We start from the raw sequence: 20,279 nt of genomic DNA, 5'->3' as shown, positions 1-20,279 counted from the left end.
CACCCGCTATGCATTCCATAGCATAGAGCTGTCGCCGCCTACGCCCCTTCCGCCAGCTCCAGCCGCAAGCGCCGTGCTGCCTGCACCATGTGCCCCAGCGCCGCCTCGGTCTCCGGCCAGCCGCGCGTCTTCAGTCCGCAATCGGGGTTGATCCACAGCTGCCCGGGCGGTACCACCTGGGCGGCCTTGCGCAGCAGGTGCAGCATCTCCTCGACCGCCGGCACGCGGGGCGAGTGGATGTCGTAGACGCCGGGGCCGATCTCGTTGGGGTAGCGGAAGTCGCCGAAGCCGCGCAGCAGCTCCATGCCCGAGCGGCTGGTCTCGATGGTGATCACGTCGGCGTCCATCGCGGCGATCTCGGGCAGGATGTCGTTGAACTCGCTGTAGCACATGTGGGTGTGGATCTGCGTGTCGTCGCGCACGCCGCTGGCGCTGATGCGGAAGGCGCGGGTCGCCCAGGCCAGGTAGGGTTTCCAGCCCGCGCGGCGCAGCGGCAGGCCCTCGCGGATGGCAGGCTCGTCGATCTGGATGATGCCGATGCCGGCCTGCTCCAGGTCGACCACCTCGTCGCGGATCGCCCAGGCGATCTGCTCGGTGGTGGTGGCGCGCGGCTGGTCGTCGCGCACGAAGGACCACTGCAGGATGGTGATCGGACCGGTGAGCATGCCCTTCATCGGCAGCGCGGTCAGGGCCTGGGCGTAGCGGGCCCATTCGACCGTCATCGGCGCGGGCCGGGCCACGTCGCCGAAGAGGATCGGCGGCTTCACGCAGCGCGATCCGTAGCTCTGCACCCAGCCGTTGGCGGTGAAGACGAAGCCGTCGAGCCGTTCGCCGAAATATTCGACCATGTCGTTGCGCTCGGCCTCTCCGTGCACCAGCACGTCGATGCCCAGGGCTTCCTGCTTGCGGACGGCCAGGGTGATCTCGGCCTCCATCGCCGCCTGGTAGCCGGCGGCGTCCAGCGTGCCGCGCTTGAAGGCGGCGCGGGCGGCGCGGATCTCGGCCGTCTGGGGGAAGGAGCCGATGGTGGTGGTGGGCAGCGGCGGCAATTGGAAGCGTGCACGCTGGCGGGCCTGGCGCACGGTGAAATCCGAGGTGCGGCGGTCGTCGCCTTCGGCGCCGCGGGCCAGGCGCAGGGCCACGTCGGCCCGGTGCACCCGTGGGCTGGCGCGGCGGCTGGCCAGGGCCTGGCGGGAGGCCTCCAGCGCCGGCCGCGCATCGTCGGCGCGGCCTTCGAGCGCGGCGCGCAGCGTGGCCAGCTCGTCGAGCTTTTCCACCGCGAAGGCGAGCCAGGATTTGACCTCCGGGTCGAGCGCCGTCTCCCCTGCCAGGCCGAAGGGCATGTGCAGCAGCGAGCACGACGGCGCCAGCCACAGCGGCCCCTGGTGCTTGGCGGCGACCGGCGCCAGCCGCTCCAGCGCGGCGTCGAGGTCGGTGCGCCAGACGTTGCGGCCGTCGACGATACCGACCGACAGCACCTTGTGCGCCGGCAGCCAGTCGGCGATGCCGGTCAGCTCTTCGGCGGCGCGCACCGCGTCCACATGCAGGCCGGCGGTCGGCAACTGGCAGGCCAGGCGCAGGTTCTCCTTCAGCGGCGAGAAGTAGGTCGCCAGCAGCAGCTTAGGCCCGCTGCGGGCCAGCTGCCAGTAGGCGGGCTCGAAGGCGTGGCGCCAGGTGTCGGGCAGGTCCAGGCCCAGGATCGGCTCGTCGAGCTGCACCCATTCCACGCCCAGCAGCTTCAACCGCGCCAGGATGTCCTCGTAGACCGGCAGCAACCGGTCGAGCAGGCCGAAGCGGTCGAATCCCTCCTCCTTCTCCTTGCCCAGCCACAGGAACGACAGCGGCCCCAGCAGCACCGCCTTGACCGCATGCCCGGCCAGGCGCGCCTGGGCCACTTCGTCGAACAGCCGCTCCGAGGCCAGCCGGAACCGCGTGGCGGCGCCGAACTCGGGCACCAGGTAGTGGTAGTTGGTGTCGAACCACTTGGTCATCTCCAGCGCCGGGCGCCCCCGGGCGGCCGGGCCGTGGCCGCACCCGGCATCGTCGTGGGCTCCGCCGCCGGCCACGACGCCGCGGGCCATCGCGAAGTAGCGGGCGATCTCGGGCTCCTTCCCGTCGAAGCCGAAGCGCGCCGGCTCGCAGCCCAGCAGCTGGATGTGGTGGGCCACATGGTCGTACAACGCGAAATCGCCGACGGTGACCAGTTCCAGCCCCGCCGCCCTCTGCAGGGCCCAGTGGCGCTCGCGCAGGGTGGCGGCCGTGGCCTCGAGCGCGGCGGCGTCGGTCTCTCCGCGCCAGTGGCGCTCGAGGGCGAACTTGAGCTCGCGCTGGGCGCCCATGCGCGGAAAACCGAGGGTATGGATCTGGACGGAGGTGCGGGTCATGGCAGGAACGTGGCCGGTGATGAACAGGGTGGCGATCGTCCCGCGGCAACGTTTATTATTCAAACGAAACGTTTTGCCGATCAACTTGAAAATTCCTAATGAGCCTGTCGATCCTGGAAGTGCGCCACCTGCGGACCCTGGCCGCGCTGCGCGATGCCGGCAGCCTGGTGCGTGCGGCACAGCTGCTCAACCTCACCCAGTCCGCCCTCTCGCACCAGGTCAAGCTGCTGGAGGACCGCTACGGCACGCCGCTGTTCGAGCGCAAGTCGGTCCCGCCGCAGTTCACCGCCGCCGGCATGCGGCTGCTGGCGCTGGCCGATACGCTGTTGCCGCAGGTGGAGGAAGCCGAGCGCGACGTGGCCCGGCTGGTGCAGGGCCGGGCCGGCCAGTTGCGGATCGCGGTGGAGTGCCACACCTGCTTCGACTGGCTGATGCCGGCGATGGACGCGTTCCGGCAGCGCTGGCCCGAGGTCGAGATGGACATCGTCTCGGGCTTCCACCCCGACCCGGTGGCGCTGCTGCACCAGAACCGCGCCGACCTGGCCATCGTCTCGGAACCCGACGAGGACGACACCGCCGCGATCGCCTTCCACCCGCTGTTCAGCTTCGAGATCCGGGCGCTGGTCGCCCATGCGCACCCGCTGGCGACCCGGCCGTGGCTGTCGGCACAGGATTTCGCCGACCAGACGCTGATCACCTATCCGGTGCCCGACGAGATGCTCGACGTCGTCCGCCAGGTGCTGGCTCCCGCCGGCGTGCAACCGCTGCGCCGCACCACCGAGCTGACGGTCGCCATGCTGCAGCTGGTCGCCAGCAGCCGCGGCGTGGCGACCCTCCCGGTGTGGGCGGTGCAGGGCTACCTCGACCGGGGCTATGTGAAGGACCGGTCCATCGGGCCGAAGGGACTGACCGGCCGGCTGTTCGCCGCGACGACCCGCGCAGCGGCGGCACGGCCCTACATGTCGGATTTCGTGAGCGTGGTGCGGGAAACCTGCTTCCTGAGCCTAAAGGACATCGCGTTGCTGTGAGGCCGATAGCGGGCCCCTTTCGGCAGTGGCCTGCGCATGAGAGGCGAATCAGCCTGCGGCCGGCGCCGTTCGCCGGCATCCAGCTATTGTTTCGATAGCATGGAAGAAGCGGCAACCTGCACGACCGGCCACGGTACCGTCTTGCTCCGCCTGCCCATCGCAAACCATGCTTGCATTACAAGCAAAGTTTGAATAACCTACGAATTCAAACTTTGCTTGTACCCATGACGTCCACCAACAGCGCGGCCCGACTCGCCGAAACACTGGAGCGGCAGCGCATCGCCCGGACGCAGACCCGGGGCGACCTGGTACGGGCGACCGGGCTTTCGTACCAGTCGCTGCAGAAGATCCTGGAAGGCCGCGCGGATTTCCGCGTCTCCAGCCTGCTGGCGCTGGCCCATGCGATGGGACTGGAGGTTGCGCTGGTCCCGGCGGCGCTCGGCACGGCGATGCCGGCAGGCGCCGCCGCGGCGCCCGCTGCCGCACCGGTGCCCGACGGCGCACCCGCCAGCGCCGTCGCCGCGGCGTTGGCGCGCCTGCGGCCACCGGCAGGCGATGCCGCACGGACGCCGCCCCGCCGGCGCACTTCGGGCAAGGGCCGGCCATGAACGTCGACGTGCTCGTCATCCGGGTGCGCGACACCCGCGTCGGCATCCTGTTCCGCTACGCGGCCGAAGGCGCGGCGCCGGTGATCCGCTTCGTCGCCGACGATGCCTATGCCGCCGCACCGCCGGGCACCGTCGACCTGCTGGGCCAGGCCTTCGTCGCCGACCGGCCCGAGCAGCAGCGCGCCCTGCTGCTCAACGTGCTGGACGCGCGCTTCAACGGCGTCGTGGGCCGCGGCGGCGACCACCAGTTGCCGCCCTTCTTCCAGAACCTGCTGCCCGAGGGGATCTTTCGCGACCACGTGGCGCAGCAGGCCGGCTGCGACCCGAAGGACCATTTCCGCATGCTGGCCGCCTGCGGGCTGGACCTGCCCGGCGCGGTGACCGCCCGCTGGGAGGATATCGACCGCGGCACCCTGCAGCATCTGGTCACCCAGGACCAGGACGCGCTGGAGCTGTCGGTCGGCGCGGCGCCCACGCAGGACGCGGTATCGCTCTCGGGCGTGCAGCCCAAGCTCTCGGTGCTGCGCGACGCCGCGGGCCGCTACGTGGGCCGCACCAAGCTGTCGGAGCACGGCGGCGGCGCGCAGCCGACCGACACGCACATCATCGCCAAGCTGCCCGCCGTGGGCTATCCGCGGATGCCGGAGGTCGAGCACCTCTCGCTCTCGATGGCGCAGGCCGCGGGCGTGAGCACCTGTGTCCATTCGCTGGAGCCGCTCGCATCCCTGCTGGAACCCCACCGCTACGACCTGGGCGACGAGGGCCGCCAGCGCTTTTTGGCGGTGCAGCGCTTCGACCGTTCGCCCCAGGGCCGGATCATGTGCGAGGACTTCGCCCAGGTGCTGGGCGTGCCGCCCGAGGAAAAGTACAGCCGCAGCTACGCCGAGATCGCCGCCGTGCTGCTCCACCTGCCGGCCTGCGGCGAGCCGGCGGTGCACGAGTTGCTGCGCCGCCTGACGGTCAACGAACTGCTGGGCAACGCCGACGCCCACCTGAAGAACATCGGCCTGATCTACCGCGACGGCCGCACCGCCGAACTCTCGCCCGCCTACGACGTGGTGGCGCTGTGCCTCTACGGCGTGCGCTCCGGCCACGCGCTGCGGCTGCTGCCCGCCGCGCTGGAAACACCCGGCACCGCGGCCCAGTCGCTGCTGTCGCCGGTGGCCGTGCGCGAGTTCTGTCGCGCCCTGGGGCTGGTGCCCGGCCCCGCCAGTGCGGTGGTGCGGCAGACGGTACTGGCCGCTGCGAAGACCTGGCCCGCGCTGATACGGGATGCGTCGGTGACGCGCCAGCAGCAGGCCACGCTGTTGCGGCGCATCGGCGCGCATGTGCTGACGCGGCAGGTGCTGGCGCGCAATCCGCAGCTGGTGGGGGAATGGGGCGTGGGAGATGCGGCCGGGGCTGGCTGATCGGCTTTTCGTGTGTGGAGGGGGATGGCGTTATCCGGGCTCGCGCCGACAGCGTACTCTGCTCCGCGAATGTCCCCCGCGACGGGCTGCGCCCGCCGCTCCTCCTTTATTTCGCTGCGCAGAGCACGCCATCGACACGATCCCTTTCGGGTGCTTGATCGAYGGTGGTGAGSCGGTCGCTTGCRATGCGCTTGGTTGCCTTCGCAGGACATCCATGCAGGCACGGCGCCAACTTCGAGACGCTGTCGCTGATCCGACCCGCACTACGCGACGCTTCCAGGGCCGGGAGTGTCGGGTGACCTCCGCAGCGAAATAAAGGAGGAGCCGAAGGCGGGGGACATTCGCGGAGGAGGTTACCCGGCGATCACGGCCCGAGGCGCCACCCACGCACGAACCGCCCAAACCACCCGCAGTTCCAAAAACCAATAAGCGCTATCAATTAAATAGCTAGAAGCCAGCACCGACCGCCGGCCTCAACCATATTTGACCTTACAAACGATCAGTCGGCCGTGATCTTCCGATCCACGATGATCTTCTTCCACTTGGCCGCGTCGGCAGCCACCATCTGCCCGAACTGCGCCGGCGTCGACTGCACCGGTTCGATGCCCAGCCGGGCGAGCTTGTCGCGGGTGGCCGCATCGGCCAGCGCCTGGTTGGCGGCCGCGTTGACCTTGGCGACCAGGTCGGCCGGCAGCCCGCGCGGGCCGTAGATGCCGAACCAGGTGTTCGACTCGAAGCCCGGCAGCACGTCGGCCACCGGCGGCAGGTCGGGCGCCAGCGGGCTGCGTTTGAGCGAGGTGACCGCCAGCGCACGCAGCCGCCCATCGCGAACGAACGGCAAGCCGGTCGGCAGCGAATCGAAGATCACGTCGAGCTTTCCGCTGATCAGGTCGGGCATCGCCAGCGCGGTGCCCTTGTAGGGGATGTGCGTCACGAATACGCCGGCCTGCGCCTTGAACAGCTCGGCCGTCAGGTGGACGATGGTGCCGGTGCCGCTGGAGCCGTAGTTGAGCTTGCCCGGGTTGCGCCTGGCATGGTCGATCCACTGCTGGACCGTCCTGGCCGGCGAATCGTTGGGCACCAGCATGATGCTGGGCGCATTGCCGACGTGGGCGATGGGCGTGAAGTCGCGCACCGTGTCGTAGGGCAGCCGGGGGTTGATCGCCGGACCGATGGCGTGGGTGCTGGAGGTGGTCAGCAGCAGTGTGTAGCCGTCGGGCGCGGCCTTGGCGCCCGCGTCGGCACCGATGGCGCCGCCGGCACCGGGCTTGTTGTCGATGACCACCGTTACGCCCAGCACCTCGCCCAGCTTTTGGGCCAGTGTGCGGGCGAACAGGTCGGTCGCGCCCGCGGCGGGGAACGGCACCACCAGGCGGATCGGCTTTGAGGGCCAGGCGGCCTGGGCGTTGGCGAAGGAATGCGTGAGGGCGGTCGCAGCGCCGGCTGCGACGAGGAGGAGGTGCTGGCGTCGTTTCATCCGGCGAGTATCCGATACCGGCGCCCTCGCCGCTCGCGGCCGGCGGGACCGGGGGCGGGGACTACTGGTACTTCTTCTCCATCGCATCCCACTCGGGCTTGCGCACCAGCCGCTGCCGCTCGGCGAACGGGGTGACCAGCGCCGGGTCTTCGTCGATGCGGCGGGTGTCGCGCAGCACCGTCAGCGCCTTCTGCATGCCGGCCACCGCACCCTGCAGCGCGGCGTTGGCGTACAGCACCAGGCCGTAGCCCAGGCCGGCCAGCTCGTCGGCGCCGAAGATCGGCGTCTTGCCGCCGATCACCATGTTCATCAGCTGCGGCCGGTCGAGCCGCTGCGGCAGGGCGCGGATCTCTTCGGCGGTGGTGACGGCCTCGACGAACAGGATGTCGGCGCCCGCCTCGCTGAACTTCTGCGCGCGCTCCACCGCCGCCTCGAATCCCTGGGTGGCGCAGGCGTCGGTGCGGGCCATGATGAGCAGGTCGGGGTCGCGCCGCGCGTCGACGGCGGCCTTGATCTTGCCGAGCATCTCGTCGGTGCTGATGACCTCCTTGCCCGAGAAATGGCCGCAGCGCTTGGGGCTGACCTGGTCTTCGAGCTGGATGCAGTCGGCACCCGCACGTTCCAGGGTGCGCACCGCGTGGTAGGTGTTGAGCGCGTTGCCGAAGCCGGTGTCGGCATCGACGATCAGCGGCACCTCGACCGTGTCGCGGATCCGGGCGGTGTGGTCGGCGATGTCGGTCAGGCCCATGAAGGCCTGGTCGGGCAGGCCGAACCACATGTTGGTCACGCCGGCGCCAGTGACGTAGATCGCCTCGAAGCCCAGGTCCTCGACCACGCGGGCCGAGAGTGCGTTGAAGGCGCCGGGGACCAGCAGGCCGCGGCGTTGCTCGGCCAGTTGGCGCAGGAGTTTCTTGGTGCTCATATCGGTTCTCTCGTTCAATGTTCGGCGGCAGAGGCGCCCGGGGTGGCGATCACCTCGCCGGGCACGCGCACCCAGCCCTCCATCAGCACACGGGCGCTGCGGCTCATCAGGGCCTTGGTCACCGTCCAGGCGCCGGCGCTCTGGGTGGCCTCGGCGCCGACGCGCAGGGTGCCCGACGGATGGCCGAAGCGCACCGCGCTGCGGGCGCCGCCGCCGGCCGCCAGGTTCACCAGCGTGCCCGGCACCGCGGCCGCCGTGCCGATGGCGACCGCGGCGGTGCCCATCATCGCGTGGTGCAGCTTGCCCATCGACAGGGCCCGCACCAGCAGATCGACCTCGCCCGCCGCCACCGTCTTGCCGCTGGAGGATGTGTAGCTCGTGGGCGGCGCGACGAAGGCGACCTTCGGGGTGTGTTGCCGCGCGGCGGCCTGCGAGACGTCGGCGATCAGGCCCATCCGCACCGCACCGTGCGCGCGGATCGTCTCGAACATCGCCAGCGCCTTCGGATCCTCGTTGATCGCGCCCTGCAGTTCGGTGCCGGTGTACCCGATCGCCTCGGCGTTCAGGAAGATGGTGGGGATGCCGGCATTGATCATCGTCGCCTGGAAGCTGCCGACGCCCGGCACCTCCAGCGTGTCGACGAGGTTACCGGTCGGGAACATCGCGCCGCCGCCCTCGCCTTCGCCCTCGTCGGCCGGGTCCAGGAACTCGAGCTGCACCTCGGCCGCCGCAAAGGTCACGCCGTCGAGTTCGAAATCGCCCGTCTCCTGCACCGCACCGCCGGTGATCGGCACATGCGACACGATGGTCTTGCCGATGTTGGCCTGCCAGATGCGCACGGTGGCGATGCCGTCCTGCGGAACGCGGGCGGCATCGACCAGCCCGTTGGCGATGGCGAAGGGTCCCACCGCGGCCGAGAGGTTGCCGCAGTTGCCGCTCCAGTCCACGAAGGGGCTGTCGATCGACACCTGGCCGAACAGGTAGTCCACGTCGTGGCCGGGCCGGGTGCTCTTCGACAGGATTACCGTCTTGCTGGTGCTCGAGGTCGCGGCGCCCATGCCGTCGATCTGCTTGCCGTACGGATCGGGGCTGCCGATCACCCGCAGCAGCAGCGCGTCGCGTGCCGGGCCGGCGGCCTGCGCGGCCGCGGGCAAATCCTGCAGGCGGAAGAACACGCCCTTGCTGGTGCCGCCGCGCATGTAGGTGGCGGGAATCTTGATCTGCGGAGCGAAAGCCATCTGCATATCTCCTTGCGGCTAGGCGTTGGTAGGCACAGCGGCGGGTGGCACGGTCGCGGCCAGGAAATCCTGCGCGAAGCGCTGCAGCACGCCGCCGGCTTCGTAGATCGACAGCTCCTCGGCGGTGTCGAGCCGGCACAGCACCGGCACTTCGATGCGCTCTCCGTTCTTGCGGTTCACCACCAGGGTCAGCGTGGCGCGCGGGGTGCGGATGCCCACCACGTCGTAGGTCTCGGAGCCGTCGAGGGACAGGGTGTGGCGGGTGGTGCCCGGCTGGAACTGCAGGGGCAGCACGCCCATGCCGATCAGGTTGGTGCGGTGGATGCGCTCGAAGCCTTCGGCCGCGATCGCCTCCACCCCCGCCAGGCGGACGCCCTTGGCCGCCCAGTCGCGGGACGAGCCCTGGCCGTAGTCGGCACCGGCCACGATGATCAGCGGTTGCTTGCGGTGCATGTACGTCTCGATCGCCTCCCACATGCGGGTGACCTCGCCCTCGGGCTCGACCCGGGCCAGGGAGCCGGGGCGCACCGTGCCGTCGGGGTTGCGCACCATCTCGTTCCTGAGCGTGGGGTTGGCGAAGGTGGCGCGCTGGGCGGTCAGGTGGTCGCCGCGGTGGGTGGCGTAGGAGTTGAAGTCTTCCTCCGGCACGCCCATCTTGTGCAGGTATTCGCCGGCCGCGCTGTTCAGCATGATCGCGTTGGAGGGCGACAGGTGGTCGGTCGTGATGTTGTCCGGCAGCACCGCCAGGGGCCGCATGCCGGTCAGGGTGCGTTCGCCGGCCAGGGCGCCTTCCCAGTACGGCGGGCGGCGGATGTAGGTGGATTCGGCCCGCCAGTCGTAGAGCGGGCTCACCCGCTCGCCGGTGTCGACCTTCAGCGCGAACATCGGCTCGTAGACCTGCCGGAACTGGGCGGGCTTGACGCTGGCCTTGACGATGGCGTCGATCTCCGCGTCCTCGGGCCACAGGTCCTTCAGCCGGATCTCGCGGCCATCGACGACCGCCAGCACGTCCTTCTCGATGTCGAACCGGATCGTGCCGGCGATGGCATAGGCGACCACCAGCGGCGGCGAGGCCAGGAACGCCTGCTTGGCATACGGATGGATGCGGCCGTCGAAGTTGCGGTTGCCCGAGAGCACCGCCGTCGCGTACAGGTCGCGGTCGACGATCTCCTTCTGGATGGCAGGGTCCAGCGCGCCCGACATGCCGTTGCACGAGGTGCAGGCGTACGCCACCACCCCGAAGCCCAGCGCCTCCAGGTCGCGCATCAGGCCGGCTTCCTCCAGGTACAGCGTGACCGCCTTGGAGCCGGGCGCGAGCGAGGTCTTGACCCACGGCTTGCGGGCGAGGCCCAGGCGGTTGGCATTGCGGGCCAGCAGCGCCGCGGCGATCACGTTGCGCGGGTTGCTGGTGTTGGTGCAGCTGGTGATGGCGGCGATGATCACCGCGCCGTCGGGCATCATGCCCGGCTCGTCCAGCCACGGTGCGGCGATGCCCTTGGCGGCCAGGTCGGTCGTCGCGACGCGGGCATGCGGGTTCGACGGGCCGGCCATGTTGCGCACGACGGTGGAGAGGTCGAACGCCAGCACACGCTCGTACTCGGCGGTGACCATGCTGTCGGACCACAGGCCGGTGTGGCGGGCGTAGGTCTCGACCAGCTGCACCTGCGCGTCGGCGCGGCCGGTCAGGCGCAGGTAGTCGATCGTCTGCTGGTCGACCGAGAACATCGCGGCGGTGGCGCCGTATTCGGGCGCCATGTTGGAGATGGTGGCCCGGTCGCCCAGCGTGAGCGCGGCGGCGCCTTCGCCGAAGAATTCCAGGTAAGCCCCCACCACCTTCTGCTTGCGCAGGAATTCGGTCAGCGCCAGCACCGTGTCGGTGGCGGTGATGCCGGGCTGCGGCCGGCCGGTCAGGCGCACGCCGACGATGTCGGGCAGGCGCATCCAGGAGGCGCGGCCCAGCATCACGCTCTCGGCCTCCAGGCCGCCGACGCCGATGGCCACGACGCCCAGCGCATCGACATGCGGCGTGTGGCTGTCGGTGCCGACGAGGGTGTCCGGGAAGGCCACGCCGCCCTGGGAATGGACCACCGGCGACATCCGCTCCAGGTTGATCTGGTGCATGATCCCGTTGCCCGGCGGGATCACCTCGACGTTCTCGAACGCGAGCTTGGTCCAGTCGATGAAATGGAACCGGTCGTCGTTGCGCCGGTCCTCGATCGCACGGTTCTTCTGGAACGCATCCGGATCGAACCCGCCGCACTCCACCGACAGCGAATGGTCCACGATCAGCTGGACCGGCACCACCGGATTCACCTTGGCCGGGTCGCCGCCCTGCTCCGCGATCGCGTCGCGCAGGCCTGCCAGGTCGACCAGCGCCGTCTGGCCCAGGATGTCGTGGCAGACCACGCGGGCCGGGAACCACGGAAAGTCGTGGTCGCGCCGGCGCTCGATCAGCTGGACGAGCGACTGCTCCAGGATCGCCGGGTCGCAGCGGCGCACCAGGTTCTCGGCATGCACCCGGGCGGTGTAGGGCAGCGTGTCGTAGGCGCCGGGCCGGATCGCATCGACCGCGGCGCGCGCGTCGAAATAATCCAGTGCGGTGCCCGGCAGGTTCTTGCGGTGGGCGGTGTTCATCGTGGGTGCTTGGAAGGCTTGGGGCCGCGGGGGCCGGGGTCGCCCGGGGCGCATGGGCCACGGGTCGTCTTCCGCCGGTGTCGGTCGGACTGCGAGGCGCCGGCGGCCGCCCCGCAGCGGGCGGATCAGGTGCGGTCCTGGATCGGAACGAACCGTTGGTCCTCGGGGCCGGTGTAGTTGGCGCTGGGGCGGATGATCTTGTTGTCGATGCGCTGCTCGATCACGTGGGCCGACCAGCCGGCGGTCCGGGCGATCACGAACAGGGGGGTGAACATCGCGGTCGGCACGCCCATCATGTGGTAGCTCACCGCGCTGAACCAGTCGAGGTTGGGGAACATCTTCTTGGCGTCCCACATCACCGATTCCAGCCGCTCGGCGATGTCGAACATCTTGCGCGATCCCGCCGCATCCGACAGTTCCCGGGCCACGTCCTTGATCACCACGTTGCGCGGGTCGCTCACCGTGTAGACCGGATGGCCGAAGCCGATCACCACCTCCTTGGCCTCGACGCGGCGGCGGATGTCGGCCTCGGCTTCGTCGGGCGTGTCGTAGCGCTTCTGCACCTCGAACGCCACCTCGTTGGCGCCGCCGTGCTTGGGGCCGCGCAGCGCTCCGATGCCGGCGGCGATCGCCGAGTGCATGTCGGAGCCGGTGCCGGCCACCACGCGGCAGGCGAAGGTGGAGGCGTTGAACTCGTGCTCGGCGTACAGCACCAGCGAGGTGTGCATCGCGCGCTCCCAGCTCTCGGGCACCTTCTTGCCGTGCAGCAGGTGCAGGAAGTGGGCGCCGATCGAGTCGTCGTCGGTCTCCACCTCGATCCGCACGCCGTTGTGCGACCAGTGGTACCAGTAGAGCAGCATCGATCCGAGCGAGGCCATCAGCTTGTCGGCGATGTCGCGGGCGCCGGGGGTGTTGTGGTCGTCCTTCTCGGGCAGCATGCAGCCGAGGGCCGATACGCCGGTGCGCATCACGTCCATCGGATGGGCGCTGGGCGGCAGTTGCTCCAGGACCGTCTTGACCGCGGCGGGCACGCCGCGCAGCGACCGGAGCTTGGCCTTGTAGCCGCGCAGCTCGCCGTCGTTGGGCAGCTTGCCGTGCACCAGCAGGTAGGCGATCTCCTCGAACTCGCAGCGGGTGGCGATGTCGAGGATGTCGTAGCCGCGGTAGTGCAGGTCGTTGCCCGTCTTGCCGACGGTGCAGAGCGCGGTGTTGCCGGCGGCGACACCCGAGAGCGCGACGGATTTCTTGGGCTTGAAGCTGCCGGGTGCGGCGGCGACGGCGGCGCCTGCGGTGGTGGGGGTGTCGGCCATGCGTGTCTCCTGGATCGGGGGCTGGACGCGATCGGGCGCGCATCCTTCTTCGCAATATACGCAAAACCTGCCGGATAATGAAGCTCTAAAAGGCAAATGCCTGTGAAGCGACCGGCAGGTGTTTGCGAAGTTTGCGAATATCACGCCACCATGTAGAGGACGGCACGATGGGCACCGGAGCGAAGAAGCGGTTCATGGGGGTGCGCCTGCGCAGGCTGCGGGAAGAGCGCGGCATGAACCAGCAGACGCTGGCCAGGGCGCTGGCGCTCTCGCCCAGCTACCTCAACCAGCTGGAGAACGACCAGCGGCCGCTGACCATGCCGGTGCTGCTGAAGCTGCACTCGGCGCTGGGGGTCGACATCCATGCGTTCTCCGAGGACGAAGAGGCGCTGATGCTCGCCGGCCTGCGCGAAGCGCTGGCCGACGGCGCCGCCACCGATCCGGTCTCGCTCGCCGAGTTGCGCGAGCTGGCCGCCAACATGCCCGCGGTCGGCCGCAACGTCATGGCCCTGCACCGCCGGCTGCGCGACGCACAGGCCCGGCTCGACGTGATGGGCGCCCAGCTGGGCGAAGACCGCGACCCGGCCGGCAACGGGCCGCCCGATGCGCAGTCTCTGCCCTACGAGGAAGTGCGCGATTTCTTCTTCACCCGCCACAACCATTTCGACGAACTGGACCGGGCCGCCGAGGCGATGGCGACCACGCTGGGCTTGGCGCTGGGCGCACCCGAAACCGGGCTGGAGCGGGCGCTGCAGGAGCGCCACGGCGTGCGCATCGTCCGCACCGCGCCGCCGGCCCAGCCGGGCGTGCACACCGACGGCAGCGCGGTGCTGCACCGGCGCTTCGACGCGGCCCAGCGCCTGCTGGAGATGCCCCTGCACCTGGAGCCGGGACAGCACGCCTTCCAGATGGCGACCCAGTTCGCGCTGCTGGAGATGGGCCCGATGATCGACCGGCTGACCGCCGCCGCGGGGTTTTCCCACCCGACCGCCCGGCCGCTGGCGCGCATCGGCCTGGCCAACTACTTCGCCGGTGCGCTGCTGCTGCCCTACGGCCGGTTCCTGGCGCAGGCCGAGGCGCTGCGCTACGACATCGAATTGCTGGCCCGGCACTTCGGCGCGGGTTTCGAGATGGTGTGCCACCGGCTCAGCACGCTGCAGCGTCCCGACGCGCGGGGCGTGCCCTTCTTCTTCATCCGGGTCGACCGGGCGGGCAACGTGTCGAAGCGCCAGTCGGCGACGCACTTCCACTTCTCGAAGAGCGGCGGTACCTGCCCGTTGTGGAACGTGTACGAGGCTTTCGCCCAGCCGGGCCGCATCATCCCGCAGCTGGCGCGGATGCCCGACGGCCGGGCCTACCTGTGGGTGGCCCGCACCGTGTCGCGGGCCCACGGCGGCTATGCGGCGGCCACCAAGACCTTCAGCGTGGCGCTGGGCTGCGACATCCGCCACGCGCCCCGGGTGGTGTATTCCAAGGGGCTGGACCTGCAGGATCCGGAGGTGCCGGTGCCGATCGGCATGGGCTGCAAGGTCTGCGAGCGCGAGGCGTGCCCGCAGCGGGCATTCCCCTATGTCGGCCGGCCGCTGCAGGTGGACGAGAGCCGCAGCGGCTTCGTGCCCTACCCCACTGCGCTGGGCCGGTCTGCGCCCTGAAGGGCCGCTTCCTGCGCCTCAGCCCGGCGAGGCACCCGCCACCGTGCCGGCCGGTGCCGGCAGCACCACCGGCATGCTGTGCCAGATCTCCTCGGCGTACTGCGCGATCGTGCGGTCGGACGAGAACGGCCCCATGCCGGCGACGTTGAGGATCGCCTTGCGGGTCCAGGCGGCGGGATCGCGGTAGAGCGCATCGACCTTCGCCTGGGTCTCCAGGTAGCTGGCGAAATCGGCCAGCAGCAGGTACCTGTCGCCCCAGTGCACCAGGGTGTCGAAGATCTGCTGGTAGCGGGCGGGCTCGGCGGGCGAGAAGCTGCCATCGCGCACCGCGTCCAGCACCGCCTTCAGCACCGGGTCGGCCTGGTAGTACGCCTGCGGCTGGTAGCCGGAGACGCGCAGCGCTTCCACCTCGGGCGTGGTCTTGCCGAAGATGAAGATGTTGTCGTCGCCCACGTTCTCGCGCATCTCGACGTTGGCGCCGTCGAGCGTGCCGATGGTGAGCGCCCCCGACAGGCCGAACTTCATGTTGCCGGTTCCCGAGGCTTCGGTACCGGCGGTGGAGATCTGCTCCGACAGGTCGGCCGCCGGGATCACGATCTCGGCCAGGCTCACGCTGTAGTTCGGCACGAAGACCACCTGCAGCAGCCCCCGGGTGCGCGGATCGGCGTTCACCACCGCCGCCACGTCGTGGATCAGCCGGATCACCAGCTTGGCCATCGCATAGGCCGATGCGGCCTTGCCGGCGAACACCACCACCCGCGGCACATGGTCGCCCGACGGGTCCGCCACGATGCGCTGGTAGCGGGCGACGACGTGCAGCACGTTGAGCAGCTGGCGCTTGTACTCGTGGATGCGCTTGACCTGCACGTCGAACAGCGCCTCGGTATTCAGGGCGATGCCCATGTGGGCCTGGGCCCAGGCCGCCAGCCGCTCCTTGTTGGCGTGCTTGGCCTGGCGGAACGCCTCGGCGAAGGCCGCGTCGGTCGCCAGCGGGCGCAGCCCGGCCAGCAGGTCGAGGTTGCGGCGCCAATCGCGGCCGATGTGCTGGTCGAGGAGCCTGGCGAGGGGCGGGTTGGCCTGCGCCAGCCAGCGGCGCGGCGTGACGCCGTTGGTCTTGTTGTTGAACCGGGTCGGGAAGATACGGGCGAAGTCGGCGAAGATCGACTGCGTCATCAGGTCCGAATGCAGGGCCGACACGCCGTTGACCGAATGGCTCACCAGCACCGCCAGGTAGGCCATCCGCACCCGGCGCTCGCCGGACTCGTCGATCAGGGACACCCGGCGCATCAGGTCGGCATCGTGCTGGCCCGATTGCGCCAGGCCCGACAGGAACCTGGCGTTGATGTCGAACACGATCTGCAGGTGGCGCGGCAGGATGCGGCCGAGCATCGCCACCGGCCAGGTCTCGAGCGCCTCGTGCATCAAGGTGTGGTTGGTGTAGCTGAAGATGCGCTGCGCATGGCCCCAGGCGGCGTCCCAGTCCAGGCCGTGCTCGTCGAGCAGCAGGCGCATCAGCTCGGGCACGGCCAGCACCGGATGGGTGTCGTTCAGGTGGATGCTGATCTTGTCGGAGAGCTGGTCGAAACCGGCGTGGGTGCGCAGGTAGCGGTGCAGCAGGTCCTGCATGCTGGCGCTGCAGAAGAAGAACTCCTGGTGCAGCCGCAGCTCGCGGCCCGACTCGGTCGAGTCGTCCGGGTAGAGCACCCGCGACACGTTCTCCGACTGGTTCTTGCGATCGACCGCCGAGCGGTAGCTGCCCCGGTTGAACTCGCCCAGGTCGATCTCTTCGGTCGCGCGCGCCGACCAGAGCCGCAGCGTGTTGGTGGCCTGGGTGCCGTAGCCCGGGATGATCGTGTCGTAGGCCATCGCCAGCACGTCCTGGGTGTCGACCCACTGGGCGGCGCCGTATTCGGTACGGCCCTCGACCCGGCCGCCGTAGCGCACCCGGTAGGTCACCTCGGGCCGCTGGAATTCCCAGGGGTAGCCGTGGGTGAGCCAGTAGTCGGGCACTTCCACCTGCTCGCCGTCGACGATGGTCTGGCGGAACATGCCGTATTCGTAGCGGATGCCGTAGCCGAACCCCGGCACGCCCAGCGTGGCCATCGAATCCAGGAAGCAGGCGGCCAGCCGGCCCAGCCCGCCGTTACCCAGCGCCGCGTCGGGCTCCAGGTTGCCGATGTCCTCCATCCGCACCCCGAAATCGGCCAGGGCCTGGCGCAGCGTCTCCTGCGATTCGATCGCCAGCAGCGCGTTGGTGAAGGTGCGGCCGATCAGGAACTCCATCGACAGGTAGTACACCCGCTTGACGTCCTGCTCGTACTGGGCGCGGGTGGTGGCCATCCAGCGCTCGACCAGCTGGTCGCGCACCGTCAGCTGCGCCGCATGCAGCCAGTCCTCGGGCCGGGCCGCGACCGGGTCCTTGCCGACGGCGTAGATCAGCTTGTTGGCCAGCGCGCGCTTCAGGGCGGCGACGTCGCGGTCGGGATGGTCGTACTGGAAATCCGGAGACTGAACGGCAGTGGTGAAAGGCATTGGCGACCCGGAAGTGGTGAAAGTGGGTGACCAGGAATGATGCATCAACCGTGCCTGCGAACCGCCTGCGGCGGGGTCCGGTTTGGCGTCATATTGTTTTCATCCCCGGTGTATATCGTGGCCGCCTCGCCCACTCGGACCGTCGCCCTGCCATGTACCTACAGAAAACGGAGAAAGCCCGTGCGGAGCTGTCGTCCCGCAGCCGGCTGCTGGGCATCCGCGAGCGGGCCTTCCTGCTGATGGCCGACGGGCGCCAGACCCGCAGCCGGATGCTCGACCTAGTGCCCGCGGCCGAGGCGATGGTCGACACGCTGATCGCCCAGGGCTACCTGCTGCCGATGCCCGCCGAGGCCCCGCCGCACGCGCCGGCACCGCCCTTCGCCGCAGCGCCGATCGAGGTGGTCGAAGAACGGTCCGCGACCCTGCCTGCCCCGCCGGCCGAAGCCGCGCCTGCGCATGCGGCCGATGCCTTCGACGGCAAGCGGTCGCTGGCGACCACCCGCATGTTCCTCTTCGACCTGTGCGAGCGGATGTTCGCCCGGCGGGCGCCCGCCCAGGCCGAAACGTTCAGGGAGGCCCTGCGCACCGCCCGGGACCGGGAGACGATGCTGGAGGTGGCCCGCCGCATGGTGGCCGAGATCGAGGCGCACGCCGGGACGGACCGGGCCGACGGCATCAGCGCCCGCATCGCGATGCTGCTGCCGGCGGAATAGGAAAAGGGCGGCCTGGGCCGCCCTTTCGATCCGTGCCGAGCCGCTTTACAGCTTGGCCAGCATCTCGCGCGTGATCAGCACCACGCCCGTCTCGGTACGCTCGAACCGCGCGGCGTCCAGCGCCGGGTCTTCGCCCACCACCAGGCCGTCCGGCAGGTGGCACTTGCGGTCGATCACCACCTTCTGCAGCCAGCAGCCGCGACCGATGGTCACGTCGGGCAGGATCACCGCCTGGTCGATGTTGCAGTAGGAGTGCACCCGCACGCTGGAGAACAGTACCGAATTGGTCACCTTCGAGCCCGAGACGATGCAGCCGCCCGAGACGATGGTGTTGGTCGTCATGCCGTGCTGGCCGTCGCGGTCGGGCACGAACTTGGCCGGCGGCAACTGCTGCGAGTAGGTCCAGATCGGCCAGTCGGTGTCGTAAATGTCCAGCTCGGGCGTGATGTTGGCCAGGTCGAGGTTGGCCGACCAGAAGGCGTCGATCGTGCCCACGTCGCGCCAGTAGGGCGCCACGCCTTCGACCTGCGGCACGCACGACATACCGAACGGATGCGCCAGCGCGCGGCCTTCGGCGACGGCCAGCGGGATGATGTCCTTGCCGAAATCGTGGCTGCTGTTGGGGTTGGCGTCGTCGGCCTCCAGCAGCTTGTAGAGGTATTCGGCGTCGAACACGTAGATGCCCATGCTGGCCAGCGCCACGTCGGGCTTGCCGGGCATCGCGGGCGGATCGGCCGGCTTCTCGACGAAGGCCTCGATCTTGCGGCTGGCGTCGATCGCCATCACGCCGAAGGCCGTGGCCTCCATCCGCGGCACTTCGATGCAGCCGACGGTGCAGCCCAGGCCGCCCTCGACGTGGTCCTTGATCAGCAGCGAGTAGTCCTGCTTGTAGACGTGGTCGCCGGCCAGGACCACCACGTATTCGGGGCGCTTGGAGCGGACGATGTCGAGGTTCTGGTAGATCGCGTCGGAGGTGCCGCGGTACCAGTGTTCCTCGTCGATCCGCTGCTGCGCCGGCAGCAGGTCGACCATTTCGTTGAGCTCGGGCCGCAAAAAGCTCCACCCGCGCTGCAGGTGGCGCAGCAGCGAATGCGATTTGTACTGGGTCAGCACTGCCATCCGCCGGATGCCCGAATTGAGGCAGTTGGAGAGGGCGAAGTCGATGATGCGGAACTTGCCGCCGAAATACACCGCCGGCTTGGCGCGGCGGTCGGTCAGTTCCTTGAGCCGGGATCCCCGCCCGCCGGCCAGTACGAGGGCCATGGAACGTCGGACCAGTTGGTGGGTCTGGAGATTGTTGGGCATAGGTCGCTTGTCTCGGGGAAGGTCGAATCGGCGGATGGATGATCGAAAGCCTACTGCATGAAGCCGACGGCGGTTGACGGACAAGCGAGCAATTTGCATACCGCGGCTTGCCTACGCGGCGGCGCGCCGCATCACCCGGCGGCGTCCGTCGCCCCTTCGACCGCGGCCGGTGCCGGCAGCAGCACGGCCTGCTGCTGCGCCGCCGTCTCTCGCAGCAGCGCCCACACCGCCTGCACCCGCGCCTGGTGCTTGGCCTCCTGCGGCATCGACATCCAGAAGCTGCGGATGAAGCGCACGTCGCCCGGCAGCACCTGCCGCAGACCGGGGTGGCGGTCGGCCAGAAAGGCCGGCAGCACCGCCAGGCCCGCGCCGGCCGCGACGGCCTCGCACTGCGCCAGCACGCTGGTGCTGCGCAACGAGAACTGCACCGGCCGGTGCAGCTCCTGCAGGTACTGCAGCTCCTTGCTGAACAAGAGGTCGTCCACGTAGCCGACGAAGCGGTGGCGGCGCAACGCTTCGCGATCCAGGATCCGCTCGTGTCCGGCCAGGTAGCTGCGGGCGGCGTAGAGCTGCAGCGCATAGTCGGTCAGCTTCACGGCTACCACCGTGCCACGTGCCGGCCGTTCCAGCGAGATGACGATGTCGGCCTCCCGCCGCGAGAGCTGCACCAGCCGCGGCATCGCCAGCAGGTCGACCACCAGCCCCGGATGCCGCGCCGCGCAGCCCGCCAGCACCGGCGCCAGCACCACGGTGCCGAAGCCCTCGGTGGCGCCGACCCGCACCACCCCCGACAGACCTTCGCCCGCACCGGGCGCGGCGCGCTCCATCGGCAGGAAGGCCGCCTCCATCGCCTCGACTTGCGGCAGCAGGCGCCGGCCGGCGTCGCTGATGCGGTGGCCGCCGGCCTCGCGCGCGAAGAGCGGCGTGCCGAGCTGCTTCTCCAGCGCCTGCACCCGGCGCGCCACCGTGGTGTGGTCCACCCCCAGCCGCCGCGCGGCGCCCCCCAGGGTGCCGGTGCGGGCCAGCTCCAGGAAATGCCGCAGGTTGTCCCAGTCCATCGTGTGCGC

14 protein-coding genes are annotated in these 20,279 nt (G+C 69.8%); 5 read left to right on the top strand and 9 right to left on the bottom strand.

Features of this window, described 5'->3' with window-relative positions; all coding sequences use genetic code 11:
• Positions 1 to 38: 38 nt before the first annotated feature.
• A complete protein-coding gene (metE, locus tag ASE76_RS09790) occupies positions 39 to 2,384 on the bottom strand; it encodes a 5-methyltetrahydropteroyltriglutamate--homocysteine S-methyltransferase (RefSeq protein ID WP_055838374.1) in 2,346 nt (781 codons plus the stop codon).
• Between the two features lie 98 nt (positions 2,385 to 2,482).
• Here metE and ASE76_RS09785 point away from each other — a divergent pair, with 98 nt between their 5' ends.
• The 3 genes from ASE76_RS09785 to ASE76_RS09775 all read left to right on the top strand — a co-directional run bounded on the left by ASE76_RS09785 (position 2,483) and on the right by ASE76_RS09775 (position 5,429).
• On the top strand, positions 2,483 to 3,412 hold the full coding sequence (locus ASE76_RS09785; protein WP_055838371.1) for a LysR family transcriptional regulator: 930 nt from the start codon (positions 2,483 to 2,485) through the stop codon (positions 3,410 to 3,412).
• A gap of 224 nt (positions 3,413 to 3,636) precedes the next feature.
• The gene (locus ASE76_RS09780) at positions 3,637 to 4,020 is read left to right on the top strand and encodes a helix-turn-helix domain-containing protein (protein WP_055838368.1); all 384 of its coding nucleotides are present in this window, start codon (positions 3,637 to 3,639) and stop codon (positions 4,018 to 4,020) included.
• Positions 4,017 to 5,429, top strand: a complete 1,413-nt coding sequence (locus ASE76_RS09775) for a type II toxin-antitoxin system HipA family toxin (protein WP_082448273.1) — start codon at positions 4,017 to 4,019, stop codon at positions 5,427 to 5,429. Before ASE76_RS09780 ends, ASE76_RS09775 begins: the two co-directional genes overlap by 4 nt.
• Positions 5,430 to 5,928: 499 nt before the next feature.
• Here ASE76_RS09775 and ASE76_RS09770 read toward each other — a convergent pair whose 3' ends face one another.
• The 5 genes from ASE76_RS09770 to prpC all read right to left on the bottom strand — a co-directional run bounded on the left by ASE76_RS09770 (position 5,929) and on the right by prpC (position 13,010).
• A complete protein-coding gene (locus ASE76_RS09770) occupies positions 5,929 to 6,906 on the bottom strand; it encodes a tripartite tricarboxylate transporter substrate binding protein (protein WP_055838365.1) in 978 nt (325 codons plus the stop codon).
• A 61-nt stretch (positions 6,907 to 6,967) separates the two neighbouring features.
• Positions 6,968 to 7,828, bottom strand: a complete 861-nt coding sequence (locus ASE76_RS09765) for an oxaloacetate decarboxylase (protein WP_055838361.1) — start codon at positions 7,826 to 7,828, stop codon at positions 6,968 to 6,970.
• Between the two features lie 14 nt (positions 7,829 to 7,842).
• The gene (gene prpF / locus ASE76_RS09760) at positions 7,843 to 9,066 is read right to left on the bottom strand and encodes a 2-methylaconitate cis-trans isomerase PrpF (protein ID WP_055839236.1); all 1,224 of its coding nucleotides are present in this window, start codon (positions 9,064 to 9,066) and stop codon (positions 7,843 to 7,845) included.
• 18 nt (positions 9,067 to 9,084) lie between these two features.
• Entirely contained in the window at positions 9,085 to 11,700 is a 2,616-nt protein-coding gene (acnD, locus tag ASE76_RS09755) for a Fe/S-dependent 2-methylisocitrate dehydratase AcnD (protein ID WP_055838359.1), read from the bottom strand.
• Between the two features lie 125 nt (positions 11,701 to 11,825).
• Entirely contained in the window at positions 11,826 to 13,010 is a 1,185-nt protein-coding gene (prpC, locus tag ASE76_RS09750; RefSeq protein WP_055838355.1) for a 2-methylcitrate synthase, read from the bottom strand.
• Between the two features lie 167 nt (positions 13,011 to 13,177).
• On the opposite strand from prpC, the gene ASE76_RS09745 reads away from it, so the two are divergent.
• The gene (locus ASE76_RS09745) at positions 13,178 to 14,662 is read left to right on the top strand and encodes a short-chain fatty acyl-CoA regulator family protein (RefSeq protein WP_055838352.1); all 1,485 of its coding nucleotides are present in this window, start codon (positions 13,178 to 13,180) and stop codon (positions 14,660 to 14,662) included.
• 18 nt (positions 14,663 to 14,680) lie between these two features.
• On the opposite strand, the gene ASE76_RS09740 is transcribed toward ASE76_RS09745, so the two are convergent.
• Positions 14,681 to 17,194, bottom strand: coding sequence for a glycogen/starch/alpha-glucan phosphorylase (locus ASE76_RS09740; protein ID WP_055838349.1), 2,514 nt, complete (start codon positions 17,192 to 17,194; stop codon positions 14,681 to 14,683).
• A gap of 152 nt (positions 17,195 to 17,346) precedes the next feature.
• Here ASE76_RS09740 and ASE76_RS09735 point away from each other — a divergent pair, with 152 nt between their 5' ends.
• Positions 17,347 to 17,907 carry a hypothetical protein gene (locus ASE76_RS09735; protein ID WP_055838346.1) on the top strand — a complete coding sequence of 187 codons (561 nt, stop codon included), beginning with the start codon at positions 17,347 to 17,349 and terminating at the stop codon, positions 17,905 to 17,907.
• A gap of 45 nt (positions 17,908 to 17,952) precedes the next feature.
• Here ASE76_RS09735 and glgC read toward each other — a convergent pair whose 3' ends face one another.
• On the bottom strand, positions 17,953 to 19,212 hold the full coding sequence (glgC, locus tag ASE76_RS09730; protein WP_055838344.1) for a glucose-1-phosphate adenylyltransferase: 1,260 nt from the start codon (positions 19,210 to 19,212) through the stop codon (positions 17,953 to 17,955).
• 131 nt (positions 19,213 to 19,343) lie between these two features.
• Positions 19,344 to 20,270, bottom strand: a complete 927-nt coding sequence (locus ASE76_RS09725) for a LysR family transcriptional regulator (protein ID WP_055838343.1) — start codon at positions 20,268 to 20,270, stop codon at positions 19,344 to 19,346.
• Positions 20,271 to 20,279: the final 9 nt, after the last annotated feature.

Source organism: Xylophilus sp. Leaf220 (assembly GCF_001421705.1).
Classification (GTDB): Bacteria; Pseudomonadota; Gammaproteobacteria; order Burkholderiales; family Burkholderiaceae_C; genus Xylophilus.
Note: the sequence above shows the minus strand (reverse complement) of the source record. Positions and strands in the feature narration are given on the sequence as shown.